28 protein-coding genes are annotated in these 24,429 nt (G+C 61.9%); 6 read left to right on the top strand and 22 right to left on the bottom strand.

What is annotated here, in order from left to right; all coding sequences use genetic code 11:
• Window positions 1–3: 3 nt before the first annotated feature.
• The 9 genes from F506_RS03475 to F506_RS03435 form a co-directional block, all read right to left on the bottom strand.
• Complete coding sequence (locus F506_RS03475; protein ID WP_053195350.1) at window positions 4–888, bottom strand: DMT family transporter; 885 nt, start codon at window positions 886–888, stop codon at window positions 4–6.
• A gap of 77 nt (window positions 889–965) precedes the next feature.
• Window positions 966–2,594, bottom strand: coding sequence for a rhodanese homology domain-containing protein (locus F506_RS03470; protein WP_053195349.1), 1,629 nt, complete (start codon window positions 2,592–2,594; stop codon window positions 966–968).
• Window positions 2,591–3,208: a cysteine dioxygenase family protein gene (locus tag F506_RS03465; protein WP_053195348.1), complete on the bottom strand. Its 618-nt coding sequence runs from the start codon at window positions 3,206–3,208 to the stop codon at window positions 2,591–2,593. Before F506_RS03465 ends, F506_RS03470 begins: the two co-directional genes overlap by 4 nt.
• A gap of 125 nt (window positions 3,209–3,333) precedes the next feature.
• Complete coding sequence (locus tag F506_RS03460) at window positions 3,334–3,591, bottom strand: YfhL family 4Fe-4S dicluster ferredoxin (protein WP_016834711.1); 258 nt, start codon at window positions 3,589–3,591, stop codon at window positions 3,334–3,336.
• Window positions 3,592–3,663: 72 nt separating this feature from the next.
• Window positions 3,664–4,152: a pantetheine-phosphate adenylyltransferase gene (gene coaD, locus F506_RS03455; RefSeq protein WP_029363547.1), complete on the bottom strand. Its 489-nt coding sequence runs from the start codon at window positions 4,150–4,152 to the stop codon at window positions 3,664–3,666.
• 50 nt (window positions 4,153–4,202) lie between these two features.
• Window positions 4,203–4,871 (bottom strand): 16S rRNA (guanine(966)-N(2))-methyltransferase RsmD, encoded by a 669-nt coding sequence (gene rsmD, locus F506_RS03450; protein ID WP_053195347.1) that lies wholly within the window; start codon window positions 4,869–4,871, stop codon window positions 4,203–4,205.
• Between the two features lie 4 nt (window positions 4,872–4,875).
• On the bottom strand, window positions 4,876–6,192 hold the full coding sequence (locus F506_RS03445; RefSeq protein WP_053201223.1) for a M16 family metallopeptidase: 1,317 nt from the start codon (window positions 6,190–6,192) through the stop codon (window positions 4,876–4,878).
• Window positions 6,193–6,247: 55 nt separating this feature from the next.
• Window positions 6,248–6,925, bottom strand: a complete 678-nt coding sequence (locus F506_RS03440; protein ID WP_053195346.1) for a ParA family protein — start codon at window positions 6,923–6,925, stop codon at window positions 6,248–6,250.
• Between the two features lie 84 nt (window positions 6,926–7,009).
• Window positions 7,010–8,422 (bottom strand): M16 family metallopeptidase, encoded by a 1,413-nt coding sequence (locus F506_RS03435; RefSeq protein ID WP_053195345.1) that lies wholly within the window; start codon window positions 8,420–8,422, stop codon window positions 7,010–7,012.
• Window positions 8,423–8,595: 173 nt separating this feature from the next.
• Here F506_RS03435 and ftsY point away from each other — a divergent pair, with 173 nt between their 5' ends.
• From ftsY to rpoH, 4 genes are all read left to right on the top strand, one after another.
• The gene (gene ftsY / locus F506_RS03430) at window positions 8,596–9,651 is read left to right on the top strand and encodes a signal recognition particle-docking protein FtsY (protein WP_053195344.1); all 1,056 of its coding nucleotides are present in this window, start codon (window positions 8,596–8,598) and stop codon (window positions 9,649–9,651) included.
• 45 nt (window positions 9,652–9,696) lie between these two features.
• Window positions 9,697–10,389, top strand: a complete 693-nt coding sequence (locus tag F506_RS03425; protein WP_053195343.1) for a cell division ATP-binding protein FtsE — start codon at window positions 9,697–9,699, stop codon at window positions 10,387–10,389.
• Window positions 10,386–11,309 (top strand): permease-like cell division protein FtsX, encoded by a 924-nt coding sequence (ftsX, locus tag F506_RS03420; RefSeq protein ID WP_053195342.1) that lies wholly within the window; start codon window positions 10,386–10,388, stop codon window positions 11,307–11,309. The genes F506_RS03425 and ftsX overlap by 4 nt, the downstream gene beginning before the upstream one ends.
• Window positions 11,310–11,626: 317 nt before the next feature.
• Window positions 11,627–12,517, top strand: coding sequence for an RNA polymerase sigma factor RpoH (rpoH, locus tag F506_RS03415; RefSeq protein WP_053195341.1), 891 nt, complete (start codon window positions 11,627–11,629; stop codon window positions 12,515–12,517).
• Between the two features lie 102 nt (window positions 12,518–12,619).
• Here rpoH and F506_RS03410 read toward each other — a convergent pair whose 3' ends face one another.
• The 5 genes from F506_RS03410 to F506_RS03390 form a co-directional block, all read right to left on the bottom strand.
• On the bottom strand, window positions 12,620–13,216 hold the full coding sequence (locus F506_RS03410) for an SCO family protein (RefSeq protein WP_053195340.1): 597 nt from the start codon (window positions 13,214–13,216) through the stop codon (window positions 12,620–12,622).
• Entirely contained in the window at window positions 13,216–14,109 is an 894-nt protein-coding gene (gene cyoE, locus F506_RS03405) for a heme o synthase (protein ID WP_053195339.1), read from the bottom strand. Before cyoE ends, F506_RS03410 begins: the two co-directional genes overlap by 1 nt.
• 4 nt (window positions 14,110–14,113) lie before the next feature.
• Window positions 14,114–15,220 carry a COX15/CtaA family protein gene (locus tag F506_RS03400; protein WP_053195338.1) on the bottom strand — a complete coding sequence of 369 codons (1,107 nt, stop codon included), beginning with the start codon at window positions 15,218–15,220 and terminating at the stop codon, window positions 14,114–14,116.
• Window positions 15,221–15,227: 7 nt separating this feature from the next.
• On the bottom strand, window positions 15,228–15,758 hold the full coding sequence (locus F506_RS03395) for an SCO family protein (protein ID WP_407638237.1): 531 nt from the start codon (window positions 15,756–15,758) through the stop codon (window positions 15,228–15,230).
• A 76-nt stretch (window positions 15,759–15,834) separates the two neighbouring features.
• The gene (locus F506_RS03390; RefSeq protein WP_053195336.1) at window positions 15,835–16,572 is read right to left on the bottom strand and encodes an SURF1 family protein; all 738 of its coding nucleotides are present in this window, start codon (window positions 16,570–16,572) and stop codon (window positions 15,835–15,837) included.
• Between the two features lie 69 nt (window positions 16,573–16,641).
• On the opposite strand from F506_RS03390, the gene F506_RS03385 reads away from it, so the two are divergent.
• Window positions 16,642–16,842, top strand: coding sequence for a twin transmembrane helix small protein (locus tag F506_RS03385; protein ID WP_053195335.1), 201 nt, complete (start codon window positions 16,642–16,644; stop codon window positions 16,840–16,842).
• 177 nt (window positions 16,843–17,019) lie between these two features.
• On the opposite strand, the gene F506_RS03380 is transcribed toward F506_RS03385, so the two are convergent.
• The 8 genes from F506_RS03380 to F506_RS03350 all read right to left on the bottom strand — a co-directional run bounded on the left by F506_RS03380 (window position 17,020) and on the right by F506_RS03350 (window position 23,506).
• Window positions 17,020–17,880 carry a cytochrome c oxidase subunit 3 gene (locus F506_RS03380; protein WP_053201221.1) on the bottom strand — a complete coding sequence of 287 codons (861 nt, stop codon included), beginning with the start codon at window positions 17,878–17,880 and terminating at the stop codon, window positions 17,020–17,022.
• Window positions 17,881–17,977: 97 nt separating this feature from the next.
• Window positions 17,978–18,205, bottom strand: coding sequence for a DUF2970 domain-containing protein (locus tag F506_RS03375; protein ID WP_053195334.1), 228 nt, complete (start codon window positions 18,203–18,205; stop codon window positions 17,978–17,980).
• A 29-nt stretch (window positions 18,206–18,234) separates the two neighbouring features.
• Window positions 18,235–18,813: a cytochrome c oxidase assembly protein gene (locus tag F506_RS03370; RefSeq protein ID WP_053195333.1), complete on the bottom strand. Its 579-nt coding sequence runs from the start codon at window positions 18,811–18,813 to the stop codon at window positions 18,235–18,237.
• Window positions 18,813–18,920, bottom strand: a complete 108-nt coding sequence (locus tag F506_RS23605) for a cytochrome oxidase small assembly protein (RefSeq protein ID WP_016834733.1) — start codon at window positions 18,918–18,920, stop codon at window positions 18,813–18,815. Before F506_RS23605 ends, F506_RS03370 begins: the two co-directional genes overlap by 1 nt.
• Before the next feature lie 33 nt (window positions 18,921–18,953).
• The gene (ctaD, locus tag F506_RS03365) at window positions 18,954–20,582 is read right to left on the bottom strand and encodes a cytochrome c oxidase subunit I (protein ID WP_053195332.1); all 1,629 of its coding nucleotides are present in this window, start codon (window positions 20,580–20,582) and stop codon (window positions 18,954–18,956) included.
• Between the two features lie 61 nt (window positions 20,583–20,643).
• Window positions 20,644–21,816: a cytochrome c oxidase subunit II gene (gene coxB, locus F506_RS03360; protein ID WP_029363550.1), complete on the bottom strand. Its 1,173-nt coding sequence runs from the start codon at window positions 21,814–21,816 to the stop codon at window positions 20,644–20,646.
• A 42-nt stretch (window positions 21,817–21,858) separates the two neighbouring features.
• A complete protein-coding gene (locus F506_RS03355) occupies window positions 21,859–22,317 on the bottom strand; it encodes a DUF2244 domain-containing protein (RefSeq protein ID WP_144423985.1) in 459 nt (152 codons plus the stop codon).
• Window positions 22,318–22,570: 253 nt separating this feature from the next.
• Window positions 22,571–23,506 (bottom strand): methyltransferase domain-containing protein, encoded by a 936-nt coding sequence (locus tag F506_RS03350; RefSeq protein WP_053195331.1) that lies wholly within the window; start codon window positions 23,504–23,506, stop codon window positions 22,571–22,573.
• 155 nt (window positions 23,507–23,661) lie between these two features.
• Between F506_RS03350 and F506_RS03345 the strand changes: the two genes are divergently transcribed.
• Window positions 23,662–24,405 (top strand): double zinc ribbon domain-containing protein, encoded by a 744-nt coding sequence (locus F506_RS03345; RefSeq protein ID WP_053195330.1) that lies wholly within the window; start codon window positions 23,662–23,664, stop codon window positions 24,403–24,405.
• Window positions 24,406–24,429 lie beyond the last annotated feature (24 nt).

The following is a 24,429-nucleotide window of genomic DNA, read 5'->3' as shown; positions in this document are numbered from 1 at the left end:
TGCTCAGGCGGGCGCAGCCACACGCCGGTCGCGCACCAGCCAAGGTGCGGCGATGATCAAGGCGCCGCCGATCAGATCCTGGGCACGCAATTCCGCCGCGCCGAACAGCCATGCCGACACCGCGGCGATGATGATTTCCACCAGCATGACCACCGCCGTGATGTTCGCGGGCAGCCGCGCCACGCCGTATTGCAGGCACAGGTTGGACACCATGAACAGCACCGACCATAGCGCCAGCGTCGGCACCGACGGCGTGCCGATGGCGCCGGGCCAGGCGATCGCTCCGGATGCCGCCAGTGCTACACCGAGAATCGTCGACAGCAGCGCGCCGCCGCTCAGCATGGCGACCGCCCGGGCGCCGTCGGCGACGCCGTGCAGGCGGCGCAGCATGATGTTGTTGACGGCAAAAAAGAACCCGCCGGCCAGCGCCACCCAGTCGGCCATGTCGTGTGGCAAGGGCACGCCGATCGCCGGCTGATACAGCACGATGACGGCGCCGCAAAGCCCCAATGCAATCCGCAGCAACGCACGCTGCGTGATCGGCTCATGCAGCACCAGCCGCGCCAGGATCACGGCCCAGATCGGCATCAGGTAAAACAGCAGCACCACGCGCACCACATCGCCGAACGCCACCGCGCCGTTGAAGGCGGTGTTGGTCAGGCCGGAGGCAACCGCAACGTAAATCAGCTCGGGATGATTGCCGATCTCGCGCAGCGATTTACGCTTGAGCAGCAGCATCCAGAGCGTGCAGCAGGAAAAAATGATGGCGGTCGCCCACAGCGGGTGGATGCCCTGCTGCTGCAGGGATTTGAAGGCGATCCAGGACAAGCCCCAGATCGTGGTGTTGACGAGCAGTGCGCCCACTGCGCGCGGCGGGATATGTTGCATGGGAACCGTTTCAAAAGAAAACGCGACCGTCATTGTAATCGGGTCGCGTGTTTCTTCGCCTGGCGGTCAGCAATAGTTCATATGACTTGAAACCCATGAGTGCCGTCGCGGCCGAGCTGCTCGACCAGGCCGAACTCCCAGTCGAGATAGGCCTGCATGGCGGAAGCGGGATTGTCGGTGCCCTCGTACGGACGGCGGTAGCGGTCGATGCGCGGCGAGGCCAGCGAGGTCGCGCCGGTCTCAAGCGGCAGACCGGCGGCCTTCCAGCCGCCGTTGCCGCCTTCGAGCAGGAACACCGGCCTGTCGGTCAGCGCGGCCAGGTCGCCGATGACGAATGCCGCCAGCAGGCTGCTGCCGCAGGTGACCACGTAACGTTCGGCCGCCGGCACGTTCTGCAGGACTTGCGCCAGCTGCGAGCGCAAGGCGAACCAGGCGCCGGGAACATGCTGTTTGACGTAGTTCGCACTGGTGGAGAAATCCAGCACCACGGTGCCCTTGCCCGCGTTGGCGTTGACCTTGGCTTTGGCCTGATCTTGCTCCAGCCAGCCGGCCAATGTCTGCGGCGAAATTCTTTCCGATGGCGGCGCCGGCGGCAATTCACGCGGCGCCGGACCTTGCTCGCTGAACTGCTGCGCGGTCGCACCGTCAAGCACGTAGACTTCCCACGCCATCTGCGCCAGCCACGACGCCGTCATGTTGGCACGCACGCCGTCGTCGTCGACCAGCACGATGCGCGCGCCGCGCACGGTGGCGTTGGATTCGGTCTCCTGCACCAGCTGGCCGCCGGGTGCGCCGAGGAAACCTGGCAGGTGACCGGCTTCATATTCCTGCGGCGTGCGCACGTCGAAGCGATAGGTAGTGCGTGCCGTGTCGGCGCGCAGCGTCTGCAAGCCCTTGGCATCCAGGCGTTTGACGCCGGCGCGGTCGGCCACGGCGCGGGCATCGCCGGCCGCCTGGGCGCGCGTTGCCGCCGTCAGCGCGGCCGGGAACTGGCGGCTGTTGCCGTGTTCGAGTTGTTGCCCGGCCAGCGTCCAGCCGATGGTGCCGTTGCGCAGCGCGTGGACCTGGTTGGGAATGCCGGCGTTGAGCAGCGATTGCGTGCCGATGATGCTGCGCGTGCGGCCGGCGCAGTTGACGATCACACGCGTGTTCGGATCCGGCGCCAGCTCACGCACGCGCAAGACCAGCTCGGCGCCGGGCACGCTGATCGAGGTCGGTATGTTCATGTTCTGGTATTCGTCGAAGCGGCGCGCATCGAGCACCACCACGTCTTCTTTCGCGTCGAGCAGGGCCTTGACTTCGGGGGCTGACAACGACGGCGTGTGACGCTTGCTTTCGACCAGTTCGCCGAAGGATTTGCTGGGCACGTTGACGTCCTGGAACAACTCCCCGCCGCCGGCCTTCCATCCCGTCACGCCGCCCTCGAGCACGCTGACGTTGCTGTAGCCCAGCGCGATGAAGCGCTCCGCTGCCTTCTGCGCCAGACCCTCGCCATCGTCCAGCACGACAATGGCGGTGTCGCGCCGCGGGATGCGTGCGTAAGCCAGCAGCTCCAGATGCGAAAACGACAGGTTGGCGGCGAACAGCGGATGCGCTTCGGCGTGCGGCGCTTCCTCGCGCACGTCGAGCAGCGCGATCTCACGGCGCGCCAGAAGATCGTCGCGGACTTGCTGATAGCTTCTTGTGCCGATGCGGATGCTGCTCATGTCGTTTTCGTCTCCTTGGATAAATCCCAGATGTTGGGCAGCGTGGTGTTCGAATAGCCCGAGATAAAGGCCTTGCGCGTGCCGTCCGGCTGATACACCGAACGATGCACCGCACCGATGTTGGCGCCGTAGACATGCACGCTGATCGACACCTGGTCCGCATATGCATTGCGGACGCGGTGGATGTCATCGAGGCCTTCGAGGTTGGGTGAAATCGGCTCCACCATGCCGGGCGTCAATTGTATCGGTTCTCCGTGCGGCGCGAGCGCGCCCTTGCCGTCGCCGCCCTCCCGGCGATAGGACTGCGAATATTCCGAGCCGCGCAACATGCCGATCAGTCCCCACACGGTGTGGTCGTGCACCGGCGTTTGCTGGCCCGGCCCCCAGACGAAACTGACCACTGAAAAGCGCTGCGCCGAATCGACATGCAGCAGGTATTGGCGATAGCGTTCCGGATCCGGCTCGGCATAGGCTTCCGGCAGCCAGTCATCGACCGCAACCAGGTCGCCCAGCAACACGGCGCCTTCGCGAAGGATGGCTTCTTCGGCTCTTTCACGCGCGAGCAAGGCGGAGAAGGAAGTGATGAAATGACGCAGACGCTGATGATTGGGCATGGCGTTTTCCCGAGGAAGGAAATATCGAGCGACGATCATACCGCGCGAGGAGCGCGCAGCAGAAATACGAACTGCCTATATGCAAGCAGGTTTTTCTTATGATACGGGAGGAAGGAAAAGAGCGTTCAGCTCTTGGCCGCGGCCTGCAGCGTTTCGTACTTGAGCATCAGTTGCTCTTTGGATTCGCGCCAGGCGGGGTCGAACGGGATGCAGGCGACCGGACAGACTTGCTGGCATTGCGGCTCATCGAAATGGCCGACGCATTCGGTGCACTTGTTGTGGTCGATTTCATAGATCTGCGGCCCCATGTAAATCGCCTCGTTCGGGCACTCGGGCTCGCAGACGTCGCAGTTAATGCAATCATCGGTGATCATCAGTGCCATACAAACGCTTCCTTTACATGCTGCATGCCGCGGGACTGCCGGCCGGTTTCATTCCGGCGGGCAATGCGGACATTACAAATCCATCTTGGCCATCTTTTCCTTCAGCCATTTTTCGACCGAGGGAAATACGAACTTCGAGACATCCCCGCCCAGCAGGGCGATTTCGCGCACGATGGTGCCCGATATGAATTGATATTGGTCTGACGGCGTCAGAAACAAGGTTTCCACGTCGGGCAGCAGATAACGATTCATGCCGGCCATCTGGAATTCGTATTCGAAATCCGATACCGCGCGCAGGCCGCGCACGATCACGCGGGCATTGTTTTGCCGCACGAAATCCTTGAGCAGGCCGGAAAAACTTTCCACCTGGACATTCGGGTAGTGCCCGAGTATTTCATTTGCTATCGACAGGCGCTCCTCGAGGGAGAAAAACGGCTTCTTGTTTTTGCTGTCCGCTACGCCTACGACCAACTTGTCAAACAATCCCGATGCGCGTCTTACCAGATCTTCATGGCCACGTGTCAAGGGATCGAATGTTCCCGGATAAACAGCTGTCACCATCAGGGTCTCTCCTCACCAGCTAAGCAATCAGAACGCGCATTATGCCTTAATTAGCCGATGTTTTTGCGCCGCAATAAATGATAAAACACCATGCCCGCCTTATCGGCCCTGACAACCTCCCAGGGCGCCATCCAGGCGGGCAACTCTTCGCCTTCCAGCGGGTACTCCGATTCGACATACACCAGGCCGCCGTCAGCCAGCACTTGCTCGCATACGGGCATGATTTTGGCAAGCCAGTCCTGATGATACGGCGGATCGGCGAAGATGAGGTTGAATCCCGCATTTGCGTTCGCCGGCGCCGGCGCCGGTGCAGGCGTCTTGTATCCCTGCAGCAGCGCCAGCGCGTCGCCGCGCCGCACTTCGACCTGCGCGGCTTTCAGCTTGTCCTTGCTGGCGTCGAGCTGGCGTGCGGCGGGACCGTGGTTCTCCACCATAACCACGCGCTGCGCGCCGCGGCTGGCGGCTTCGAAACCGAGCGCGCCGGTGCCGGCGAACAGGTCGAGGCAGCGCACGCCTGTCCAGTCGGCGTCGATCAGGTGCGTGATCCAGTTGAACACCGTCTCGCGCACACGGTCCGGCGTCGGGCGCAGGCCTTCGGCCTCGAGCACCGGCAGCGGCGTGCGTTTCCACAGTCCGCCGATGATGCGCACCTGATGCGAAGCGCGATTGCCGTGGTGGCCGCCGGTGGCCACGCCATGTTTTCTTGCTGTCTTGCTCATGTTTTTATTTTGCCTCGCCGACCACAACGGTGCTGAGTTGGCCGAGGGCGATTTTACGTGTGAAAGCGGCACGAATTTGCGCCACGGTGACTTTGCCGATATTGGCGGTCCAGCTGTCGAGATAGTCCAGCGGCAGGCCGTAATAGCCGATCACTGCGAGGTTGTCGAGGATCTTGCGGTTATTGTCGATGCGCAGCGCGAAGCCGCCGATCAGGTTGTCCTTGGCCGCCTTGAGCTCTGCCGCGGTCGGTCCGTCGCGCAGGTAATCGGCCAGCGTGCGGCGCACCACGTCCAGCGCTTGTGCGGTCTGCTCCTGCTTGGTCTGCAGACCGATCTGGAACGGCCCCTTCTGCGCCAGCGGCGAGAAGTAGCTATAGACGCTGTACGTCAGTGCGCGCTTTTCCCGCACTTCATTGGTCAGGCGCGAGACGAAACCGCCGCCGCCGAGGATGTAGTTGCCAACCGTCAGTGCAAAGAAATCCGGGTCGCCGCGCACCAGCGCCGGCATGCCGATCAGGATGTGCGATTGCGAAGCGGGATGGCTGATGCGCAGGTCCTGCGGCGCGGCAGAGGCGATTTCCGGCAAGGCCGGCAGCGGCGCGCCTTGCGGCAACTGCTGCGTCAGCGTTTGCGCGATCCGGTCGGCCTGCGCGCGCGTGACGTCGCCGATCAGCGCGATGACGGCGCGGTTGGCGACATAGTGTGTGCGATGGAAGGCCAGCAGATCGTCGCGCGTGATGGCGGCGACGCTGTCTTCGCTTTCCCGGCGCGCATACGGATGCGTTCCGTAGAGCGCGGCCCAGAATGCCTTGGCAGCGATGTCTTCGGCCTTGGTTTGCGACTCGCGCACGTCGGCGATGGTGCGCGCCTTGTCGCGTGCAAACGGCGCTTCCGGGAAACTCGGCTGCGCCAGCGTGCGCGCCAGCAGGCCGATCGCAGCGTCGCGCTCGGCGGCGCTCGACAACATGCGCACGGTCACGCCGGCGCGATCCATGCTGGCGCCGCCGCCGCGCTGCGCAGCGACATCGGCGAGGCCGTCGAGAATCTGCGCTTCGGTCAGTGCAGGGGCGTCGCCAGACGCGGCCACACCGCGTGTGAGCTGGGCGTTGGTCAGCGAGGCCAGTCCTGACTTTCCGTCGGGATCACGGCGCGCGCCGGCGTCGAATTCCACGCTCAGATCGAGCATCGGAATCGCGTGGTTTTCCACGAACAGTACGCGCGCGCCGTTGGGCAGCGACCATGACTGGATCTGCAGGGCCGCTTGCGCCTGCGCTGCAAAGCCGCCGAGAACAAGGGCGCACACCAACAAGTATTTTTTCATCTTGATACTGGACCAATCAACTTCAAAGTAAAACGGCAACCGCCTGCATCCAACCTCATCCGCCCTGCCCCGCCGGATCGGCATCTGTCGCAGCGAGAGCGGTGGCATTCTTGCCGTCCACCCAGGCAATGATCGGCTGCCACTGCTCGATGTCGCGCTGCACGCGCGACGGCGCGATGTCCCACAGGGTCAGGCCGTGCGCCGCCAGTTGCACGTAGTTCTGCGTGTCGCGCAGATAGCTCAGCACCGGCAGGTTGAGGCCTTCGATGAAGCGATGCAGCTGGTCGGCCGAGCGCGTACGCGCGTCGACGCGCATGCCGACGATGCCGACGTCGATGTCGCCCTGGCGCACGGCTTTCTCTTCGGCCAGCCGGCGCAGGAAATCCTGCGTCGCCAGGATGTCGAAGATGGACGGCTGCAGCGGCACCACGACCTTGTCGGCCAGCTTGAGCACGTCGTTCAGGCGCCAGCCGTGCAAGCCCGCCGGCGTATCCAGCACCACATGCGTGGTGCCTTTGGGCGGCTTGGCGATGTAGTCTTCGCTGATCTCCCAGGTGGCGATCGGCGGCGCTGCCGGCGGCCGGATGTTGAGCCACGCGCGCGCCGACTGCTGGCGGTCGGTGTCGCCCAGCAGCACGCCGTGGCCGCGGCTGGCGAAGTAGCCCGCGAGGTTGGTCGAGAGAGTGCTTTTACCTACGCCGCCTTTGGGGTTCGCAACGACGATCACTGGCATGCTATTCCTCCGTAAGAGTGCAACTGAAGATCAATCGGCAGATCAGGGGTTCGTACAATACAGCTCAACTGAAATCAACCAGGCTCAGCGCAGCGGGCCCGGCGGCGGACCGGCCTTCTTGCCGGACAGCGGCAAGGGTTCCAGCGTCGCCACGGTCAGCTTGTCGTCGCTGAAATACTTCTGCGCCACCGCCTGCACCTGCTGCGGCGTCACCGACTTGAGCCGCTCGACGATGCGGTCGATGTTCTTGTGCGACAGGCCGGACATTTCCATCACGCCGATTTCCATGGCCTGGCCGAAAATGGAGTCGCGCTTGTAGATCTGCGACGCGATCAGCTGCGTTTTCACGCGCTGCAGCTCCTGCTCCGACACACCGTCGCTGGCGATGCGCCCGACTTCGGCGCGCAGCAGGGTTTCCAGCTGGGCGGTGGTGGTGCCGGCTGCCGGGCTGCCTTCCAGCGTGAACAGGGTCGGGCCGCGCGCGATGTCGTCGTAGCTGGCGCCGACGCTGTTGGCGACCTTGTCGGTGCGCACCAGCTTGTCGTTCAGGCGCGCGTTGTCGTAGCCGTCGAGCACCGCCGAGAGCACGTCGAGCGCATACACATCCTGATCCTGTTCGACGTCGCGCAGCGTCGGCGCCTTGAAGGCCAGAATCACGTAGGGATTTTCCGCCGGCGCCTTGACGGTCACGCGGCGCAGGCCGTTCTGTTCCGGTTCGTTCTGCGGCTTGCCGCGCAGGATGGTTTTGGCGGGAATCGGACCGAAGTATTTCTCCGCCAACGCCGCCACCTTCTGCGCGCTGACGTCGCCGCTGACCACCAGCGTGGCGTTGTTGGGCGCGTACCAGCGGCGATACCAGTCTTCGATGTCGCCGATGTTCATGTGCTGCAGGTCATCCATCCAGCCGACCACCGGATGATGGTAGGGATGGGCGACGAAGGCGGCGGCGTGCAGCGCTTCGTTCATCAGGCCTTGCGGCTGGTCGTCGGTGCGCCAGCGGCGCTCTTCCATGACGACACGGATCTCCTTGGCGAACTCGTTCCGGTCGAACTGCAGGTTGCGCATGCGGTCGGCTTCCAGCGCCATGACTGCTTCGAGGCGGCCGTGCTCGACCTGCTGGAAGTAGGCGGTGTAATCGCGATTGGTGAAGGCATTTTCGCGGCCGCCGAGTTCGGCGACCAGGCGGCTGAACTCGCCGGTCTTGTGTTTGCGGGTGCCCTTGAACATCATGTGTTCCAGCGCGTGGGCGATGCCGGTGGCGCCGTTGGTCTCGTCAATCGAGCCGACCTTGTACCAGACCATCTGGACTGCCGTGGGCGCGCGATGGTCCTCTTTGACGATCACTTTCATGCCGTTTTTCAGCGTGAATTCACTTGCCTGCGCCGCTGCCCTGGCAGTTGCCGGATCGGAAGACTGAGCCCGGACCGCCTGACCATGGCCCGCCAGAGACGCAAATACCAAACCGGTCGACAGGATTGCTCTGATCTTCAATTTCATGCGCTGTGCTCTGATAGAATGCGGGGGCTGGCCAAGGACCGCCCGGACGGCAATATCCGGGCATGAGGCTGGCCAATTGTACCTTGTTCATTGCGAATTCCCGCCTGGAAACGGCCGGAAACGCCCTCCATCAGACACCGCAGCCACTTTCAACAGAGCCAGCCCAGCATCCGATGTTTAGTTTCTTCAAGAAAAAACCCCAGCCTGAACCCGCCGTTGCCAAGGAAGCATCTCCTCAGGCCGCCCCCGTCCCGGCTGCTCCTTCTGCGATCCCTGCAATTGCTCCTGCCGCCGAAGAGATCGTCGAAGCCGCGCCGCAATCGGGCGAGGCCAAGCGCTCCTGGCTGGCGCGCCTCAAGAGCGGCCTGTCCAAGACCTCCAGCAACCTGACCACGCTGTTCGTCGGCGCCAAGATCGGCGACGAACTCTATGAAGAGCTGGAATCGGCCCTGCTGGTGTCCGATGCCGGCGTCGACGCCACCCAATCCCTGCTCGATGCGCTCAAGAAAAAAGTCCGGGACGAGAAGCTGACCGAAGCCGACCAGGTGCGCCAGGCCTTGCGCACGCTGCTCATCGAAATGCTGCGCCCGCTGCAGAAACCGCTGGTGCTGGGTCGCCATCAGCCGCTGGTGATGATGATCGCGGGCGTCAACGGCGCCGGCAAGACCACCACCATCGGCAAGCTGGCCAAGCATTTGCAGGCGCACGATCAATCGGTGCTGCTGGCCGCGGGCGACACCTTCCGCGCCGCTGCGCGCGAGCAATTGACGATCTGGGGCGAACGCAACAACATCACCGTGATTTCGCAGGAATCGGGCGATCCGGCGGCAGTGGCCTATGACGCCGTGCAGTCGGCCACGGCGCGCGGCACCAATGTGGTGATGGTTGACACGGCGGGACGCCTGCCGACCCAGCTGCACCTGATGGACGAACTCAAGAAGATCAAGCGCGTCATCGGCAAGAGCATGGACACCGCGCCGCATGAAGTACTGCTGGTCATCGACGGCAATACCGGCCAGAATGCGCTGGCGCAGGTCAAGGCCTTCGACGATGCGCTGAACCTGACCGGCCTGGTCGTGACCAAGCTGGACGGTACCGCCAAGGGCGGCATTCTGGCCGCGATCGCCAAGACCCGTCCGGTGCCGCTGTATTTCATCGGCGTGGGCGAGTCGATCGACGACTTGCAGGCTTTCGACGCTGAAGAATTCGTAGATGCCCTGCTCAGCTAAAACAAATTTGAACCGCGCCCAGGAAAAACAAATCCATCACCGACGATGATCGAATTCGCCAAGGTCTCCAAACAATACTCGCGCGACGTCTTTGCGCTGCGCGACATCACGCTCTCGGTCAGGAAGGGCGAGCTGCTGTTCCTGGCCGGCCCGTCCGGCGCCGGCAAGTCGACCCTGCTCAAGATGATCGCCGCCATGGAACGCCCCAGCGCCGGCACCCTCAGCGTCAACGGCCAGAGCATCAATACCATCAAGCCTTCGGGCATGCCTTACCTGCGCCGCAATCTCGGCCTGATTTTCCAGCAACAGCGGCTGCTGCATGACCGCAGCATCCTGGCCAACGTGATGCTGCCCCTGATCGTCACCGGCGCGCCGCGTTCGGATGCCGAAAAACGCGCCCGCGCCGCGCTGGACAAGGTCGACCTGCTCGACAAGGCGACCTCCGGACCGCAGGAACTGTCCGGCGGGGAACAGCAACGCGTGGCGATTGCGCGCGCCATCGTCAACCGCCCGCAGATCATCCTGGCCGACGAGCCGACCGCCAATCTCGACCGCGACAACGCCAACAAGGTGCTGGCTGCACTCAAGTCCTTCCACGGCGTCGGCGTGACCTGCCTGATCTCGACCCACGACGAGCAATACCTGACCGGCGCGGACCGCATCATCTATCTTGACCGCGGCCGCATCGTCGACGGCTGGCACAACGGCGTCAGCAACCCGGTGGAGATTTCGCAATGAACTGGCTGCGCCAACATTTCTTCGCGTTCTCGGACGCCTTCAGCCACTTGCTGCGCTCGCCCGGCAATTTCATCCTCAACGTGCTGGTGGTGTCCATCGCGCTGGCGCTGCCGTTTGCCGGCCTGACCGTACTGGAAAACGTGCGCCCGGTCTCGGAGCAGCTCGCCGTCGAGCCGGAAATCAGCATCTTCCTGAAAATGGATGTCTCGCGCGACAAGGCCACTGCGCTGGCCGGCAACATCCGCGCAATCCTGGCCGACAGCGGCAGCGCCGCGCGCGTCGATTTCACGCCGCGCGAGAAGGCCTTCGACACGCTCAAGAGCAAGACCGGCCTCAACGATGTGCTGGCGACACTGGGCGCCAATCCTCTGCCGGACAGTTATGTATTGAAGATGTCCGGCTTCCAGGACGCCATGGACGCCACCCGCGTCGACGACATCGCGCAAAAGCTCAAGGCCATGCCGGGCGTCGACACGGTGCAGATCGATTCGGCCTGGGTCAAGCGGCTGGCCGCGCTGCTGCGCATCTTGCGGCTGGTGCTGCTGTTCCTCGGCATCACGCTCGGCGCGGTGGTGGTGGCCGTAGTGTTCAACACCATCCGCCTGCAAGTCATGACGCAGTATGAAGAGATTGAAGTCTCGCGCCTGCTGGGCGCCACCAACGCCTTCATCCACCGGCCGTTTTACTACACCGGCGCCCTGCTCGGCGTATGCGCGGGCGGCTTGGCGCTGGGCCTGGTAGTGCTGGCGCTGCAACCGCTTAACCTGGCGATCACCGACTTCGCCCGCCTGTACGCTTCCGAATTCCGCCTGGCGCCGCCCAGCATTGCCGCCATCGGTTTCCTGCTCGGCGTCAGCGCGCTGCTCGGCTTGATCGGCGCCATGCTGTCGGTCAAGCGGCACCTGTCGCGCCTGGCCTGACGCTCTTCCTGAAAATTTCTTGAGTGGCAGCAATTTCCCCTGGCGGGAATTGTTGCCATTTTTCAATGTTGCTTTGCAAAATTTGTTACAGGTTTATGCTTGAAACAAGCAACTTTGGCCCCCAGATTTCCTCTAATTCTTGCGATGAAAAGCCAATTGCCTAAAAAACAGTCATAGAGAATACCTATTTCTTCCTTCCAGATTCGTTATTAGCACTCTCAATTAAGGAGTGCTAGAATACTTGATAGAAATACTGCGGCTTTAAGGCAACTGCCAACATTTACGCATCGCTTCCTCTTAGGAACCAAGGAGAATCAATGAAATCAGCTACTGCACTCATGCCCGTCGAGACCAATGCGCTTGCGCTCGGCTTCTCCGGCAGCCTGGGCAACATTGACGCCTATATCTCGGCCGTCAATCGTCTGCCGATGCTGACGCAAGCTGAAGAAGTCTCGCTGGCCCGCGCCCTGCGCGAAAAGAATGACCTCGGCGCCGCACAAAAGCTGGTGCTGTCCCATTTGCGCCTGGTGGTGTCGATCGCCCGCGGCTATCTCGGCTACGGCCTGCCGCACGCCGACCTGATCCAGGAAGGCAATATCGGCCTGATGAAGGCCGTCAAGCGTTTCGACCCGGACCAGAACGTCCGCCTGGTGTCGTACGCCATGCACTGGATCAAGGCCGAGATGCACGAGTACATCCTGAAGAACTGGCGTCTGGTCAAGGTGGCGACCACCAAGGCGCAGCGCAAGTTGTTCTTCAACCTGCGCAGCCACAAGTCGGGTCTGGACGCCATGACACCGGCGCAAGTCGACGCATTGGCCAAGACGCTGGACGTCAAGCGTGAAGAAGTCATCGAGATGGAAACCCGCCTGTCGGGCCGCGATGTTGCGCTGGAAGCACCGACCGACGATGAAGACGACAAGTTCGCGCCGATCGCCTATCTGTCTTCGGACAGCAGCGAGCCGACCCGCGTGATGGAAGCCAAGCAATACGACCGCCTGCAATCGGAAGGTCTGGAAGCTGCCCTGAGCAAGCTCGACGACCGTTCGCGCCGCATCGTGGAAGCACGCTGGCTGGCCAATGACGACGGCAGCGGCGCGACGCTGCACGAACTGGCCGACGAATTCGGCGTATCCGCCGAGCGTATCCGCCAGATCGAAGCGGTAGCGCTGAAGAAGATGAAGGGTTCGCTGCAGGCTTTTGCATAATCGGCATAATCGGCAGAATCGGCAAACACGCAGCCCCGGCAATCCCGCAGCAATGAAAAAGGCGCTCAACTGAGCGCCTTTTCTTTTGTCCGCAACGTCCGGTCAGGACAGCAGCAATTTCAGATCATGCACGATGGGCTCCGCGCCCTGGCCGTGCCGCACGAACAGACGGATATGCCCCTGCGGATCGAACACGTAGCTGCCGGCGGTGTGGTCCATCGTATAGCTGCCTGCGGTCTTGCCCGGCACCTTCTGGTAGAACACCTTGAATTCCTTGGCGACCTTGGCGGTTGCGGCCTCGTCGCCGTACAGGCCGAGGAAGCGCTTGTCGAAGGCCGGCACATACTGCGACAGGATCTGCGGCGTGTCGCGCGCGGGATCGACGGTCACGAACAATACCTGCACCTTGTCGGCTTGCGGGCCGAGCTCCTTCATCACGTTCGCCATCTCGGCCATGGTGGTCGGACAGACGTCCGGGCATTGGGTATAGCCGAAGAACATCACCACCGCCTTGCCCTTGAAATCGGCCAGCGTGCGCGGCTTGCCGTTGTGGTCGGTGAGCGCGAAATCCTTGGCGTATTCCAGCCCGGTGACGTCGGTGTTGACGAATTTTTCGGAGCCGCCCTTCTGGCAGCCGGCCAGCGTCAGAGCACCCAAGGCCAGCAGCGCCGCCGGCAGGAAAGACAGCAAACGTTTCATCAGAAAGTCCTGAACAGCAGGTAGTGATCGACCAGCAGCGCAGCAAACAGGATCGACAGGTAAATGATCGAAAACGTGAACGCCTTGCGCGCGATCAGATCGGTGTAATGGCGGTAGATCTGCCACGAATAATGGAAGAAGATCAATCCCAGCACGATTGCCATACCCAGGTAGATCAGGCCGCTCATGCCGACCGCGAACGGCAGCACGCTGGTGGCGATCAGCGCGATCGTGTACAGCAGGATGTGGAATTGCGTCAGCTTCATGCCGTGCGTGATCGGCAGCATCGGCAGGCCGGATTTGGCGTAGTCGTCGCGGCGATACATCGCCAGCGCCCAGAAGTGCGGCGGCGTCCAGATGAAGATGATCAGCACCAGGATCCAGGCCTGCATCGGCACGTCGTTGGCGATCGCGGCCCAGCCCAGCGCCGGCGGCATCGCGCCCGACAGGCCGCCGATGACGATGTTCTGCGGTGTCGACGGTTTGAGGATGATCGTGTAGATGATGGCGTAGCCGACGAAGGTGGCGAGCGTCAGCCACATGGTCAACGGGTTGACGAGGCTGTACAGCACCCACATGCCCATGCCGCCGATCACGCCGGAAAACATCAGCGTCTGCGCCACGGTGATTTCGCCGCGCGCCATCGGCCGGCGTGCGGTGCGCGCCATGCGTGAATCGATTTCACGCTCCACCAGGCAATTGATGGCGAAGGCAGCGCCGGCCAGCAGCCAGATGCCGATCGTGGCGAACACGACCCTGCGCCAGTCGGGCAACTCAGGCGTCGCCAGGAACATCCCGATGACGGCGCAGAACACCGCCAGCTGCGTCACGCGCGGCTTGGTCAAGGCCCAGTACTGGGCGATGCGATTGGGTTGTACGGTCAATGTGGTCATGTCTTCAAAACGGTGCGGGAGCGGCGCGCGCTGCCTCGGCGGCAGGGGCGTGTCTGGTCTTGTAGTTTAACATGACCAGCAAAAGCAGCAGCAGCGCCGCACCGCCGTTGTGCACGACGGCGATGGCCAGCGGCCAGTTCAGATAAATCGTGGCCAGACCGGTGACCAGCTGCAGCGCCATCACGGTCAGCAGCCAGCGCCCGGTCTTGCGCAAGCCGCCGTCCTGGAACGCCTTGCGCCCCAGCCAGGCGAGATAGGCGATCACCACGAAGGCGAACGTGCGGTGCACCCAATGGATTGCAGTGAGCGCGGGGAACGGCAGGTATTCGCCGTCGGCGGTCTTGCCCAGATGGCGCCACAGCGTGAAGCCGTTGTCGAAATCCATCTGCGGCACCAGCGCGCCGTGGCACAAGGGGAAATCGTTGCACGCCAGCGCCGCATAGTTGGTGCTGACCCAGCCTCCCAGCGCCACCTGCACGATCAGCAACGCCAGCCCGATCAGCGCCGGCGTGGCCAGCGCACGCCCAGCCGGCGACACCGGCGCATGCGCATTCTGGCGCGCCCCTAGCCAGGTCAGCATGGCCAGCAGCGTCAGGCCGAGCAGCAGATGGATCGTAACGATCACCGGCTGCAGCTTCATCGTCACGGTCCAGGCGCCGAACGCCCCCTGCAGGCAGACAAACAGGAACAGCAAGGTCGGAAACCAGGGCCGGAACCTGAGCTCCGTGCGTCCCGACTTGATCCAGCGCCGCCATGCAATCACCATCAGCGTGATGATCAGCACGCCGACTGCCATTGCCAGATAGCGATGGATCATTTCTATCCACGCCTTGGCGACCGTCACCGGTCCGGTCGGCATGGCTTCCTGTGCGGCGCTGATGTGTTCATGCGCCAACAGCGGATTGGAATGGCCGTAGCAACCCGGCCAGTCGGGGCAACCCAGGCCGGAATCGGTCAGCCGCGTGAAGGCGCCGAACATGATCAGGTCGAAGGTCAGGAACACCGTGATCCAGACCAGCTTGCGGTATTTGTCGGCGTCATTCGACACCCAGGTCAGCGTCAGCGGAATCAGCGCGACCAGCAGGCCCATGACGGCAAGTTGAATCAGCATGGCGGCCTTATCCTATGCTCGATGCGCGCAGCAGCTTGCTGATGTCCTTCTTGACCTTGTTGGGGTCGGCATCCTTGGGGAAGCGCATCATCAGGTTGCCGAGCGGATCGATCATGTAGAGATGATCTTCCACAACGGTACCGGTACCGGCGCCGGCGTCGACCGGCAGCCAGGCCTTGAGCAGTTTCGGATCCACGCGCAGCATGTCGGTGCCGTCGTATTCGCGCATGAGCATGGTATCGAGCGGCTTGGCATCGGTAATCAGCCAGACGCGTTCGATGCGTTCCATTTCCTTGCCCTGCATCAGGCGCAGCTGGCGCATGGCGAACAGACGCGTCTTGCAGGCGTCGTCGCAATCGCCGCCGGCCACTTGCAGCAGGACCCACTTGCCCTTGTAGTCTTCCAGCTTGGCCGGCTTGCCGTCAAGTGTTGCGCTGCCGAGCGGCGGAATCGGATATTCACGCGGATCGAGCAGCGTGCCGTAGTTGGTGCGGCTCTCCGGCTTGATCACGTAATAGGTGAAATACGACGCGATCATCGGCGCGGCGCACACCGCCACCACCAGCAGCAGCTTCCAGCGGCCGCTCTTGCGTTGTTGATCCTTAGGTTGATCCTTACTCGGACCCAGTTCTTTGCTTTTTTCCACTTCGGAATCCTGTGACGACGAAAAAAATCACGGCCATCAAGGCCAGTGCATACCATTGCACGGCATAGCCGCGATGGCGTTCTATTCCCAATGACGGCGCCGGCCAGTCGCGCACCAGGCCATCCTTCATCTCACCCGACTGCTCCACCACGAACGGCGCCAGCGGCAACTGGCTGGCGCGCGCGTAGGCGGCGATGTCGAGGTTCTGCATGATCGCGCCGGGACGCGGCGCCTCGGCCGCACCGAGCTGCAGCAGGTGGCCGGCATTGATGCGGATCACGCCTTCAATTTCAACTTCATCGGCCGGCGTCGGGACCGCCGGCACGCGTGTGCGGTCATTTGCGTCGCGCGGCGCCCAGCCACGTTCGATCAATACCGCCGATGCTGCGGAGCCGGTTATTTTAAACGGCATCAGCACATAGAATCCGGGCACACCATTGTAGGGGCGATTTTCCAGATAGGTTGTCCACTCGGGAACGAAGCGGCCACGCAGTCTGACGTGGCGGAATTCGACTTGCGCGGCGTCGACCTGAGCGGCATTTTCCAGCGTCATGGCCGGGGCCGACTGACGCACCGCCATCTTCGCCTGGATCGCTTCCTTCTCGTCGCCGCGCCTGGTCTGCCACTGCCCCAGCGACACGCCGATGCCCGCCACGATCAAGGTGGCCAGCAGCGGAATCCATCGAATACGGAATCTGATTGGCATTACAATGTCACTTTATTCAAGCCGCCCCGCACGCTGCGGCGCCGTCCCTTTTACCCACCTGCACACGCCATGAAAATCATTGTCGCCATCGCTTTCGTGCTCATCATCGGCAGCCTCGCGTCCGCCCTGCTGTTCATGATGCGCGACAAGGGCAAGAGCAATCGCACGGTATATGCGCTGACGATGCGCGTGGGATTTTCGGTGCTGCTGTTCATCCTGCTGCTAATCGCTTATCGCCTGGGCTGGATACAGCCGACCGGCATTCACTGACCTGCTGTTGGCTTGCAGTCGCATCTGCGCGAGCCGCCACAGCTTACACGATGCGGCGCAGGCTTTCCGGATTTTTCGATGAATCGATGGATATTCGGATGGATGTTCGGATGAATATCCGGCCCGTAAAAAAGCCGCACCGAAGTGCGGCTTTTTCATTGCCGGAGCGGGTCGCCATTACATCCAGTAGACCACGACGTACAGACCCAGCCAGACCACGTCCACAAAGTGCCAGTACCAGGCGGCGCCTTCGAAGGCGAAGTGGTGTTCCGGCGTGAAGTGGCCGCGCAGCACGCGGTACAGCACCACCGACAACATGATCGCGCCCATGGTCACGTGGAAACCGTGGAAGCCGGTCAGCATGAAGAAGGTCGAACCGTAGATGCCGGAAGTGAGCTTGAGGTTCAGCTCGCTGTAGGCATGCATGTATTCGTAAGCCTGGAAGCCCATGAAGATCGCACCCAGCAGCACGGTGGCGAACAGCCAGATCGCGGTTTGCGCACGATGGCCGGCGCGCAGCGCATGGTGCGAAATCGTCAGCGTCACGCCCGAAGTCAGCAGCAGCGCAGTGTTGATGGTGGGGATCGGGAACGGACCCATGGTCTGGAACGATTCGATCGTGCGGGCCGGACCGATGTTGCCCCAGTGCGCAGCGAAGTCGGGCCAGATCACCTTGTGATCCAGATCGGCCAGCCATGGCATGGTGATGCTGCGTGCATAGAACAATGCACCGAAGAATGCCGCGAAGAACATCACTTCGGAGAAGATGAACCAGCCCATGCTCCAGCGGAACGAGGCATCGATACGCGCGCTGTACTGACCGGATTCGGATTCGCCGATGGCCTGGCCGAACCATTTGTACAGCACCACCAGCACGGCGACGATGCCGATCAGGTTGAGCGGCATGCCCCAGGAATAGCCGTTGACCCATGCCGACGCGCCGGCCATGGTGGCCAGCATTGCAGTACCCGCCAGCACCGGCCACTGCGAGGGACCAGGTACAAAATAGTACGGCGCTTTAGCGTGTTGAGAACTCATCTCCATCTCCCAATACAAAATTCGGATCTTTTATAAATGACTGCTTCTGACTTGCACTGCCACATCCGTCATGTCTTGCTGCCGGACTGCCGCCGCTTCACGAAGAAACCGCCGAGCCCACCACCATTTTCACGATCAATACCAAGACCGTCACAAAAATCGCTGCGCCGATGACGCCGGCGATGATGACGTGCAGCGGATTCAGTTTGGCCGCGTCGTTTTCGTAATCGCTGCGCTTGCGCACACCGAAGAACGACCAGAACACCGCCTTCATCGTCGACGCAAATGACGCCTTGCGCTGTGTTGCATCCTTCAAGTCGCTCATGTCCCGTTTCCTTCCTGTTGCCTGCGACTTCAGCTGGCCTTCTTGGCCTGCCCGCCGATCTCGAAGAACGTATAAGACAGCGTGATCGTCGTTACATCCTTGGGCAGCGCCGGATCGATGTAGAACACCACCGGCATTTGCTTGGCCTGGTTCGGACCCAGCGTCTGCTGCGTGAAACAGAAACATTCCACCTTCTTGAAGAAGGCTGCCGACTGTTGCGGCGCGTAACTCGGGATCGCCTGGGCGTCAACGCTGCGCGCCTGGGTATTGACCACCTCGTACACCACCTGCGTCATCTCGCCCGGATGTACCTTCATGCTCGCCACGGTCGGGCGGAAGCGCCACGGTCCCTGCGAATTGCCGTCGAACTCGATCGTCACGGTGCGGCTCTTGTCGATCTGGCTGTTGCTCGGCGCTTCGACCGTCACATCCTTGGGCGTCAGGAAATTGACGCCGGTCACTTCGCAAATCTTTTTATACACCGGGATCAGTGCATAGCCGAAACCGAACATCAGCACGGCAATCACCAGCAGCTTGCCGAGCATGCGGCGGTTCAGGCTGCGTTCGGGGCGTTCGGGCGATACGTCGCTCTTGTCGGAATCGCTCATCAGCGGAACCAGATGCGGTTGATGAAGATGCCCGCAAAGAACACAAACGCCACCAGCGCCAGCAACAAACCCGTGCGCAGATTATTCGGCTTTTTACGATCTGTCATACAAAGTGGGCGGGACCAGCCCGCCGCTCCTTTTTACTTAACTGTCGGTGGCGTTTCGAATGTGTGGAACGGCGCCGGGCTCGGCACGGTCCACTCCAGACCTTCGGCGCCTTCCCATGGCTTGGCTTCGGCTTTGACGCCGCCCTTGATCGACGGGATCACCACGAAGAACAGGAAGTACACCTGCGACAAACCGAAACCGAGCGCGCCGATCGAGGCCACCATGTTGAAATCGGTGAACTGCGCCGGATAGTCGGCGTAGCGGCGCGGCATGCCGGCCAGACCCAGGAAGTGCATCGGGAAGAAGGTCACGTTGAAGGTGATCAGCGAAGCCCAGAAATGGATCTTGCCGCGGGTTTCGTTGTACATGAAACCAGTCCACTTCGGACCCCAGTAGTAGAAACCGGCGAACAGCGCAAACAGCGAACCGGCCACCAGCACGTAGTGGAAATGCGCCACCACGTAGTAGGTATCCTGCATCTGGATGTCGATCGGGGTAACGGCCAAGATCAGGCCGGTGAAGCCGCCCATGGTGAACACGAAGATGAAGCCGACCGAGAACAGCATCGGCGTTTCAAAGGTCATCGAACCGCGCCACATGGTGGCGATCCAGTTGAAGATCTTCACGCCGGTCGGCACGGCGATGAGCATCGTGGCGTACATGAAGAACAGCTGCGCAGTCACCGGCATGCCGGTGGTGAACATGTGGTGGGCCCAGACGATGAACGACAGGATCGCGATCGACGCAGTCGCGTAGACCATCGAAGCATATCCAAATAATTGCTTGCGGGCGAAGGCCGGGATGATCTGCGACACGATGCCGAAGGCCGGCAGAATCATGATGTAGACCTCGGGGTGGCCGAAGAACCAGAAGATGTGCTGGTACATCACCGGATCGCCGCCGCCGGCGGCGTTGAAGAAGGAAGTACCGAAGTGGCGGTCAGTGAGCGTCATGGTGATCGCGCCTGCCAGCACCGGCATCACGGCGATCAGCAGGTAGGCGGTGATCAGCCAGGTCCAGCAGAACATCGGCATCTTCATCAGCGTCATGCCGGGAGCGCGCATGTTGAGGATGGTGACGATGATGTTGATCGAACCCATGATCGACGATGCGCCCATGATGTGCATCGCGAAAATACCCATGTCCATGCCGGGGCCCATTTGCGTCGACAGCGGCGCATACAGGGTCCAGCCGGCGGCAGTCGCACCGCCCGGCACCAGGAAGGAACCGGCCAGCAGCAGGGCCGCAGGCGGCAGCAGCCAGAACGAGAAGTTGTTCATCCGCGCAAACGCCATGTCGGAGGCGCCGATCTGCAGCGGGATCATCCAGTTGGCGAAGCCGACGAAGGCCGGCATGATCGCGCCGAACACCATCACCAGGCCGTGCATCGTGGTCAGCTGGTTGAAGAATTCAGGACGGAAGAATTGCAGGCCGGGCTGGAACAGTTCGGCGCGGATCAGCAATGCCAGCACGCCACCGGACAGCAGCATGGTGAACGAGAACCACAGGTACAGCGTACCAATGTCCTTGTGGTTGGTTGCAAAGATCCAGCGGCGCCAGCCGTGCGGATGATCGTGATGTCCGTGGTCATCATGGCCGTGTGCGCCATGATCATGTGCATGCGAATGATCGTGGCCGTGATCGACTACTGTTGTGCTCATTTCAGTCTCCCAATTCGATACGTGCGCGCCTTCCCGGCGAGCAGGTTCTCACTTAGTTCAGTTACTTGCGCGCAGCCAGGACCTCGGCCGGTTGGACGATGTTTTCTTGTGCTTTGTTGGACCAGCTGTTGCGTGTATAGGTGATCACGGCAGCAATTTCGGTGTCGTTCAATACCGATTTCCATGCCGGCATGGCGTTCTTGCCGTTCAGCACGACCGCGATCTGCGCAGCCTTCGGTCCGTTCACGACCGGGTCGCCGTCCAGCGCAGGGAATGCGCCCGGCACGCCCTTGCCGTTGGCCTGGTGGCAGACCACGCAATTGGCGGTGTAGACTTTTTCGCCGCGTTGCTTGAGTTCGTCGATGGTCCAGACCTTGCTCGGATCATCGGCCTTGGCGGCCATTTCCTTCTTCTTGCCGTCGACCCAGGTTTTGTAGTCGGCGTCGCTGACGACGTTGACCACGATAGGCATGAAGGCGTGGTCCTTGCCGCACAACTCAACGCACTGACCGCGGTAGGTGCCGATCTTTTCAGCCTTGAACCAGGTGTCGCGCACGAAACCGGGAATCGCATCCTGCTTCACGCCGAAGGCCGGAATGGTCCACGAGTGGATCACGTCGTTGGCGGTGGTGATGATGCGGACTTTCTTGTTGACCGGCACGACGACAGGGTTGTCGACCTCGATCAGGTAGTTGTCGTTTTTCTTCAGCGAAGCGTCGGTGATCTGTTCACGCGGCGTAGCCAGGTTGGACAGGAAGGAAATGCCTTCGCCTTCGCCCTTGAGGTAGTCGTAGCCCCACTTCCACTGCATGCCGGTGGCCTTGATGGTCAAATCGGCGTTGGAGGTGTCTTTCATCGCGACCACGGTCTTGGTGGCGGGCAGCGCCATGCCGATCACGATCAGGAACGGAACCACGGTCCAGGCGATTTCAACGGTGGTGCTTTCGTGGAAACTGGCCGACTTGTGGCCGAGGGACTTGCGGTGCTTGAGGATGGAGTAAAACATGACGCCGAACACGGCGACGAAAATCACCAGGCAGATAATCAGCATCAGATGATGCAGATCGTAGATCTGTTCGGCGATCTGCGTGACCGGCGGCTGGAAATTGGTCTGCAACACGGCCGGACCGCCCTGGCTGTCGACGACTTTATCACCCCATGCCCATGACGGCACGGAAGCCGCCAGGAGCGATGCACCAAGTAGCAAAGAGTGAAGGCGCTTCGCAATTATCATGATTTCCTCAAAAGCCCAAAATAATTATAAGAATTGTGCCGACTACCTGACGTTACTGCTTGCTGATAACTCGCGCTCCAGCTCCAGTGCGAATTCGCGTCTCTTCCATTCCGTCAGGTGCCGACCTACATCGACTCGTATTCCAGAGGACTCCAGCCTCACCAGTTTCCCAGCTGGATGAGGCCCTGCCGGACCGATGCGCACATGCTGCGGATCGAGCCTGTAACGGCTCGTTTTTCCTGCCTGTACGAATTCGACCAGCAAACAATCTTCGACCAGCGCGATATATTCGCGATCAGTCGCATGACGTGCATAAATCAGAAAAGCAAAACCGACTGCGGACAACTCAAGTACGGAAAAACCCAATATGTACCAGGCTCCACGCAAAGTGAAAACAAACGCTACTGTCAGCGAAACCGCGCATAGGATCGCGAAAACCTGCCCCAATTGGTGCGGCGCAATCGAACAGTTGCGCTTCAACATCCACTCCCGCTTCACCACCGGACTTTCTCCAACCTGCTCTCCAGGCCCTTGGGCCGAGGACGTCCGCACAAGCTAAAACCCTCGGAGTATAAGGGGTAACCACAAATGTTATCAAGCGGAATAAAGTCGCTTTTTCGCTCTTGACACAATGTCTTTTCAGGCCCTGAAACATCAGCTTCCGCACCCCAAAAACCACCCCCGGCGCGCATGGCAACGACTCGGCTGTTCGGTTTCGCGGGATTCATCGGCGGCTCCTTCGGCGGCGGTCCGGCTACTTTCTGGGCAAATCGAAGCGGATGATGGCTTCGCCGCCGGCTGTGGTCTTGGGTACGGGCCGGAAGGCGTGGCCGTAAATCACTTCGAAGCTCAGCGGTATCTTGCCGTCGGCGCCGCGCTGCCCGTCGAGCGCCTTCAGCAGGCGCGCATGGGCGCTGCGGCCAAGCAGGCCGCGTCGCCGGCTTTCCAACGGATTGCCGCCCCAGGCGCGCAGGTCGGCCAGCAGGCGTTGCGGCGTGTCATACGTGACCGTGATGGCTTCCATGTCCATGACCGGCGTCGAAAAGCCGGCATTGACCAGCATGTCGCCAAAATCGTGCATGTCGACGAAGGGCAGGCTGTGCGGATCGGCGTCGACCGCCTCGAAGGCCGTGCGCAGTTCCTTGAAGGTGTCCGGTCCGAAGCACGAGAACATCAGCAAACCCTCGACCCTCAAGACCCGGCGCCACTCGGCGAAGACCCGGTCCGGCTGCGGATGCCAGTGCAGCGCCAGGTTGGACCAGACCATGTCGAGGGCGTTGGGTGCGAACGGCAGCTGCGCGAAGTCGGCGCAGGCCAGGCTGGCGCCGCCGCCGGAACCGGCCGCTGGGAGCCATTTGTTGAGCAGGCGATTGACGGCCGATTGCGCGGCGAGCTGGTGCTCGCGCGCCAGGGCGACCATGTTGAAGGCGCCGTCCAGTCCGACGATCTGGGCATCCGAAAAGCGCTTTTGCAGCGCGGCGATGTCGGCGCCCTCGCCGCAGCCCGCGTCCAGTACGCGCTGCGGCTCGATCTTGATCAGCAGCAGGCGCTCCAGCATGCGCGCCGACACCTCCCGGCGCAGGAAATCGGATTCCGCCACGCGCGACGGCGTCGAGAACAGGCGGCGCACCAGGGGTAAATCGATGGGCGCGCTTAATTTGGCGCTGGCGTTGGGCGGTGGCAAAGACATGAAAAATTCGGACGGACAAGATGAGATAATCGGCGCTAGTTTAGTCCAATTCCTCTTTTCGGGTGCAGGCGCAGGTGCATCTGCGCCCGGACGAGGCCTGAATCGGAATAGCGAAGACGGACCGGTTTTCACGCACCCAAGCCACTTAATAACCCATGCTCTCGCGCCTGCTGACGATTCCCCGCTGCCTGCTCCCCTTCGGGCGCTTGCTGCCGTCGTCCTGCGTGCTGTGCGGGCAGACCGACCGTGAAGCGCTATGCCAATCGTGCCGGACGCACTATTTTTCGGTCCGGCCACGGCGCTGCGTGCAGTGCGCGACGCCCATCCCGACCACCGCCAAGGAAATCCGCTGCGGCGACTGCCTCAAGCACAAGCCTGCCTTCGACGCCACGGTGGTCGCCGGCGACTACGCTGCGCCGGCCGACCAACTGGTGCTGGCGCTGAAGTTCGGTGCAACATTGCCGCTGGCGCCGCTGCTGGCCGACATGCTGCGCGAGGCGCTCGGCCATTACGCCGAACGCGTCCTGCCGCTGCCGAAGCTGATGGCGGCCGTGCCGCTGGGCCCGGCGCGTCTGCAGGAGCGCGGTTTCAACCAGTCGCTGGAAATCGCCCGGCCGCTGGCGCGCGCCATGGATATCCGGCTGGAGCCCCAATTGCTGGTGCGCCTGCGCGACACCCAGGCGCAGGCGACGCTGCCCCACGACGAACGCAAACGCAACATGCGGCGCGCCTTCGTGGTACCCACCGCGGCCATGAACCACGTGCGCGGCGCACACATCGGCGTGGTCGACGACGTCATCACTACCGGCGAGACGCTCAATGAAATTGCCGAAACCCTCAAGCGCTTCGGTGCGCGGCGCGTGACCAATATCGTGTTCGCCCGCACCGTGGCCAAGTAGCCACAACATTATCAAGGAGAGTTA

It is taken from the genome of Herbaspirillum hiltneri N3 (assembly GCF_001267925.1).
Taxonomy (GTDB): domain Bacteria; phylum Pseudomonadota; class Gammaproteobacteria; order Burkholderiales; family Burkholderiaceae_D; genus Herbaspirillum; species Herbaspirillum hiltneri.
This window is presented reverse-complemented; position numbering and strand designations above follow the sequence as displayed.

Coding starts and splice junctions, on each gene's coding strand:
- rpoH (WP_053195341.1), top strand. CDS start 11,627: ATGAAATCAGCTACTGCACTCATGCCCGTCGAGACCAATGCGCTTGCG.
- F506_RS03410 (WP_053195340.1), bottom strand. CDS start 13,216: ATGAAACGTTTGCTGTCTTTCCTGCCGGCGGCGCTGCTGGCCTTGGGT.
- F506_RS03445 (WP_053201223.1), bottom strand. CDS start 6,192: ATGAAAAAATACTTGTTGGTGTGCGCCCTTGTTCTCGGCGGCTTTGCA.
- F506_RS23605 (WP_016834733.1), bottom strand. CDS start 18,920: ATGACAGATCGTAAAAAGCCGAATAATCTGCGCACGGGTTTGTTGCTG.
- F506_RS03380 (WP_053201221.1), bottom strand. CDS start 17,880: ATGAGTTCTCAACACGCTAAAGCGCCGTACTATTTTGTACCTGGTCCC.
- F506_RS03395 (WP_407638237.1), bottom strand. CDS start 15,758: ATGATCGCGTCGTATTTCACCTATTACGTGATCAAGCCGGAGAGCCGC.
- ftsY (WP_053195344.1), top strand. CDS start 8,596: ATGTTTAGTTTCTTCAAGAAAAAACCCCAGCCTGAACCCGCCGTTGCC.
- cyoE (WP_053195339.1), bottom strand. CDS start 14,109: ATGACCACATTGACCGTACAACCCAATCGCATCGCCCAGTACTGGGCC.
- F506_RS03375 (WP_053195334.1), bottom strand. CDS start 18,205: ATGAGCGACTTGAAGGATGCAACACAGCGCAAGGCGTCATTTGCGTCG.
- F506_RS03350 (WP_053195331.1), bottom strand. CDS start 23,506: ATGTCTTTGCCACCGCCCAACGCCAGCGCCAAATTAAGCGCGCCCATC.
- rsmD (WP_053195347.1), bottom strand. CDS start 4,871: ATGAGCAAGACAGCAAGAAAACATGGCGTGGCCACCGGCGGCCACCAC.
- ftsX (WP_053195342.1), top strand. CDS start 10,386: ATGAACTGGCTGCGCCAACATTTCTTCGCGTTCTCGGACGCCTTCAGC.
- coaD (WP_029363547.1), bottom strand. CDS start 4,152: ATGGTGACAGCTGTTTATCCGGGAACATTCGATCCCTTGACACGTGGC.
- F506_RS03385 (WP_053195335.1), top strand. CDS start 16,642: ATGAAAATCATTGTCGCCATCGCTTTCGTGCTCATCATCGGCAGCCTC.
- ctaD (WP_053195332.1), bottom strand. CDS start 20,582: ATGAGCACAACAGTAGTCGATCACGGCCACGATCATTCGCATGCACAT.
- F506_RS03400 (WP_053195338.1), bottom strand. CDS start 15,220: ATGCTGATTCAACTTGCCGTCATGGGCCTGCTGGTCGCGCTGATTCCG.
- F506_RS03425 (WP_053195343.1), top strand. CDS start 9,697: ATGATCGAATTCGCCAAGGTCTCCAAACAATACTCGCGCGACGTCTTT.
- F506_RS03460 (WP_016834711.1), bottom strand. CDS start 3,591: ATGGCACTGATGATCACCGATGATTGCATTAACTGCGACGTCTGCGAG.
- F506_RS03345 (WP_053195330.1), top strand. CDS start 23,662: ATGCTCTCGCGCCTGCTGACGATTCCCCGCTGCCTGCTCCCCTTCGGG.
- F506_RS03475 (WP_053195350.1), bottom strand. CDS start 888: ATGCAACATATCCCGCCGCGCGCAGTGGGCGCACTGCTCGTCAACACC.
- F506_RS03465 (WP_053195348.1), bottom strand. CDS start 3,208: ATGCCCAATCATCAGCGTCTGCGTCATTTCATCACTTCCTTCTCCGCC.
- F506_RS03435 (WP_053195345.1), bottom strand. CDS start 8,422: ATGAAATTGAAGATCAGAGCAATCCTGTCGACCGGTTTGGTATTTGCG.
- F506_RS03440 (WP_053195346.1), bottom strand. CDS start 6,925: ATGCCAGTGATCGTCGTTGCGAACCCCAAAGGCGGCGTAGGTAAAAGC.
- F506_RS03390 (WP_053195336.1), bottom strand. CDS start 16,572: ATGCCAATCAGATTCCGTATTCGATGGATTCCGCTGCTGGCCACCTTG.
- F506_RS03470 (WP_053195349.1), bottom strand. CDS start 2,594: ATGAGCAGCATCCGCATCGGCACAAGAAGCTATCAGCAAGTCCGCGAC.
- F506_RS03370 (WP_053195333.1), bottom strand. CDS start 18,813: ATGAGCGATTCCGACAAGAGCGACGTATCGCCCGAACGCCCCGAACGC.
- coxB (WP_029363550.1), bottom strand. CDS start 21,816: ATGATAATTGCGAAGCGCCTTCACTCTTTGCTACTTGGTGCATCGCTC.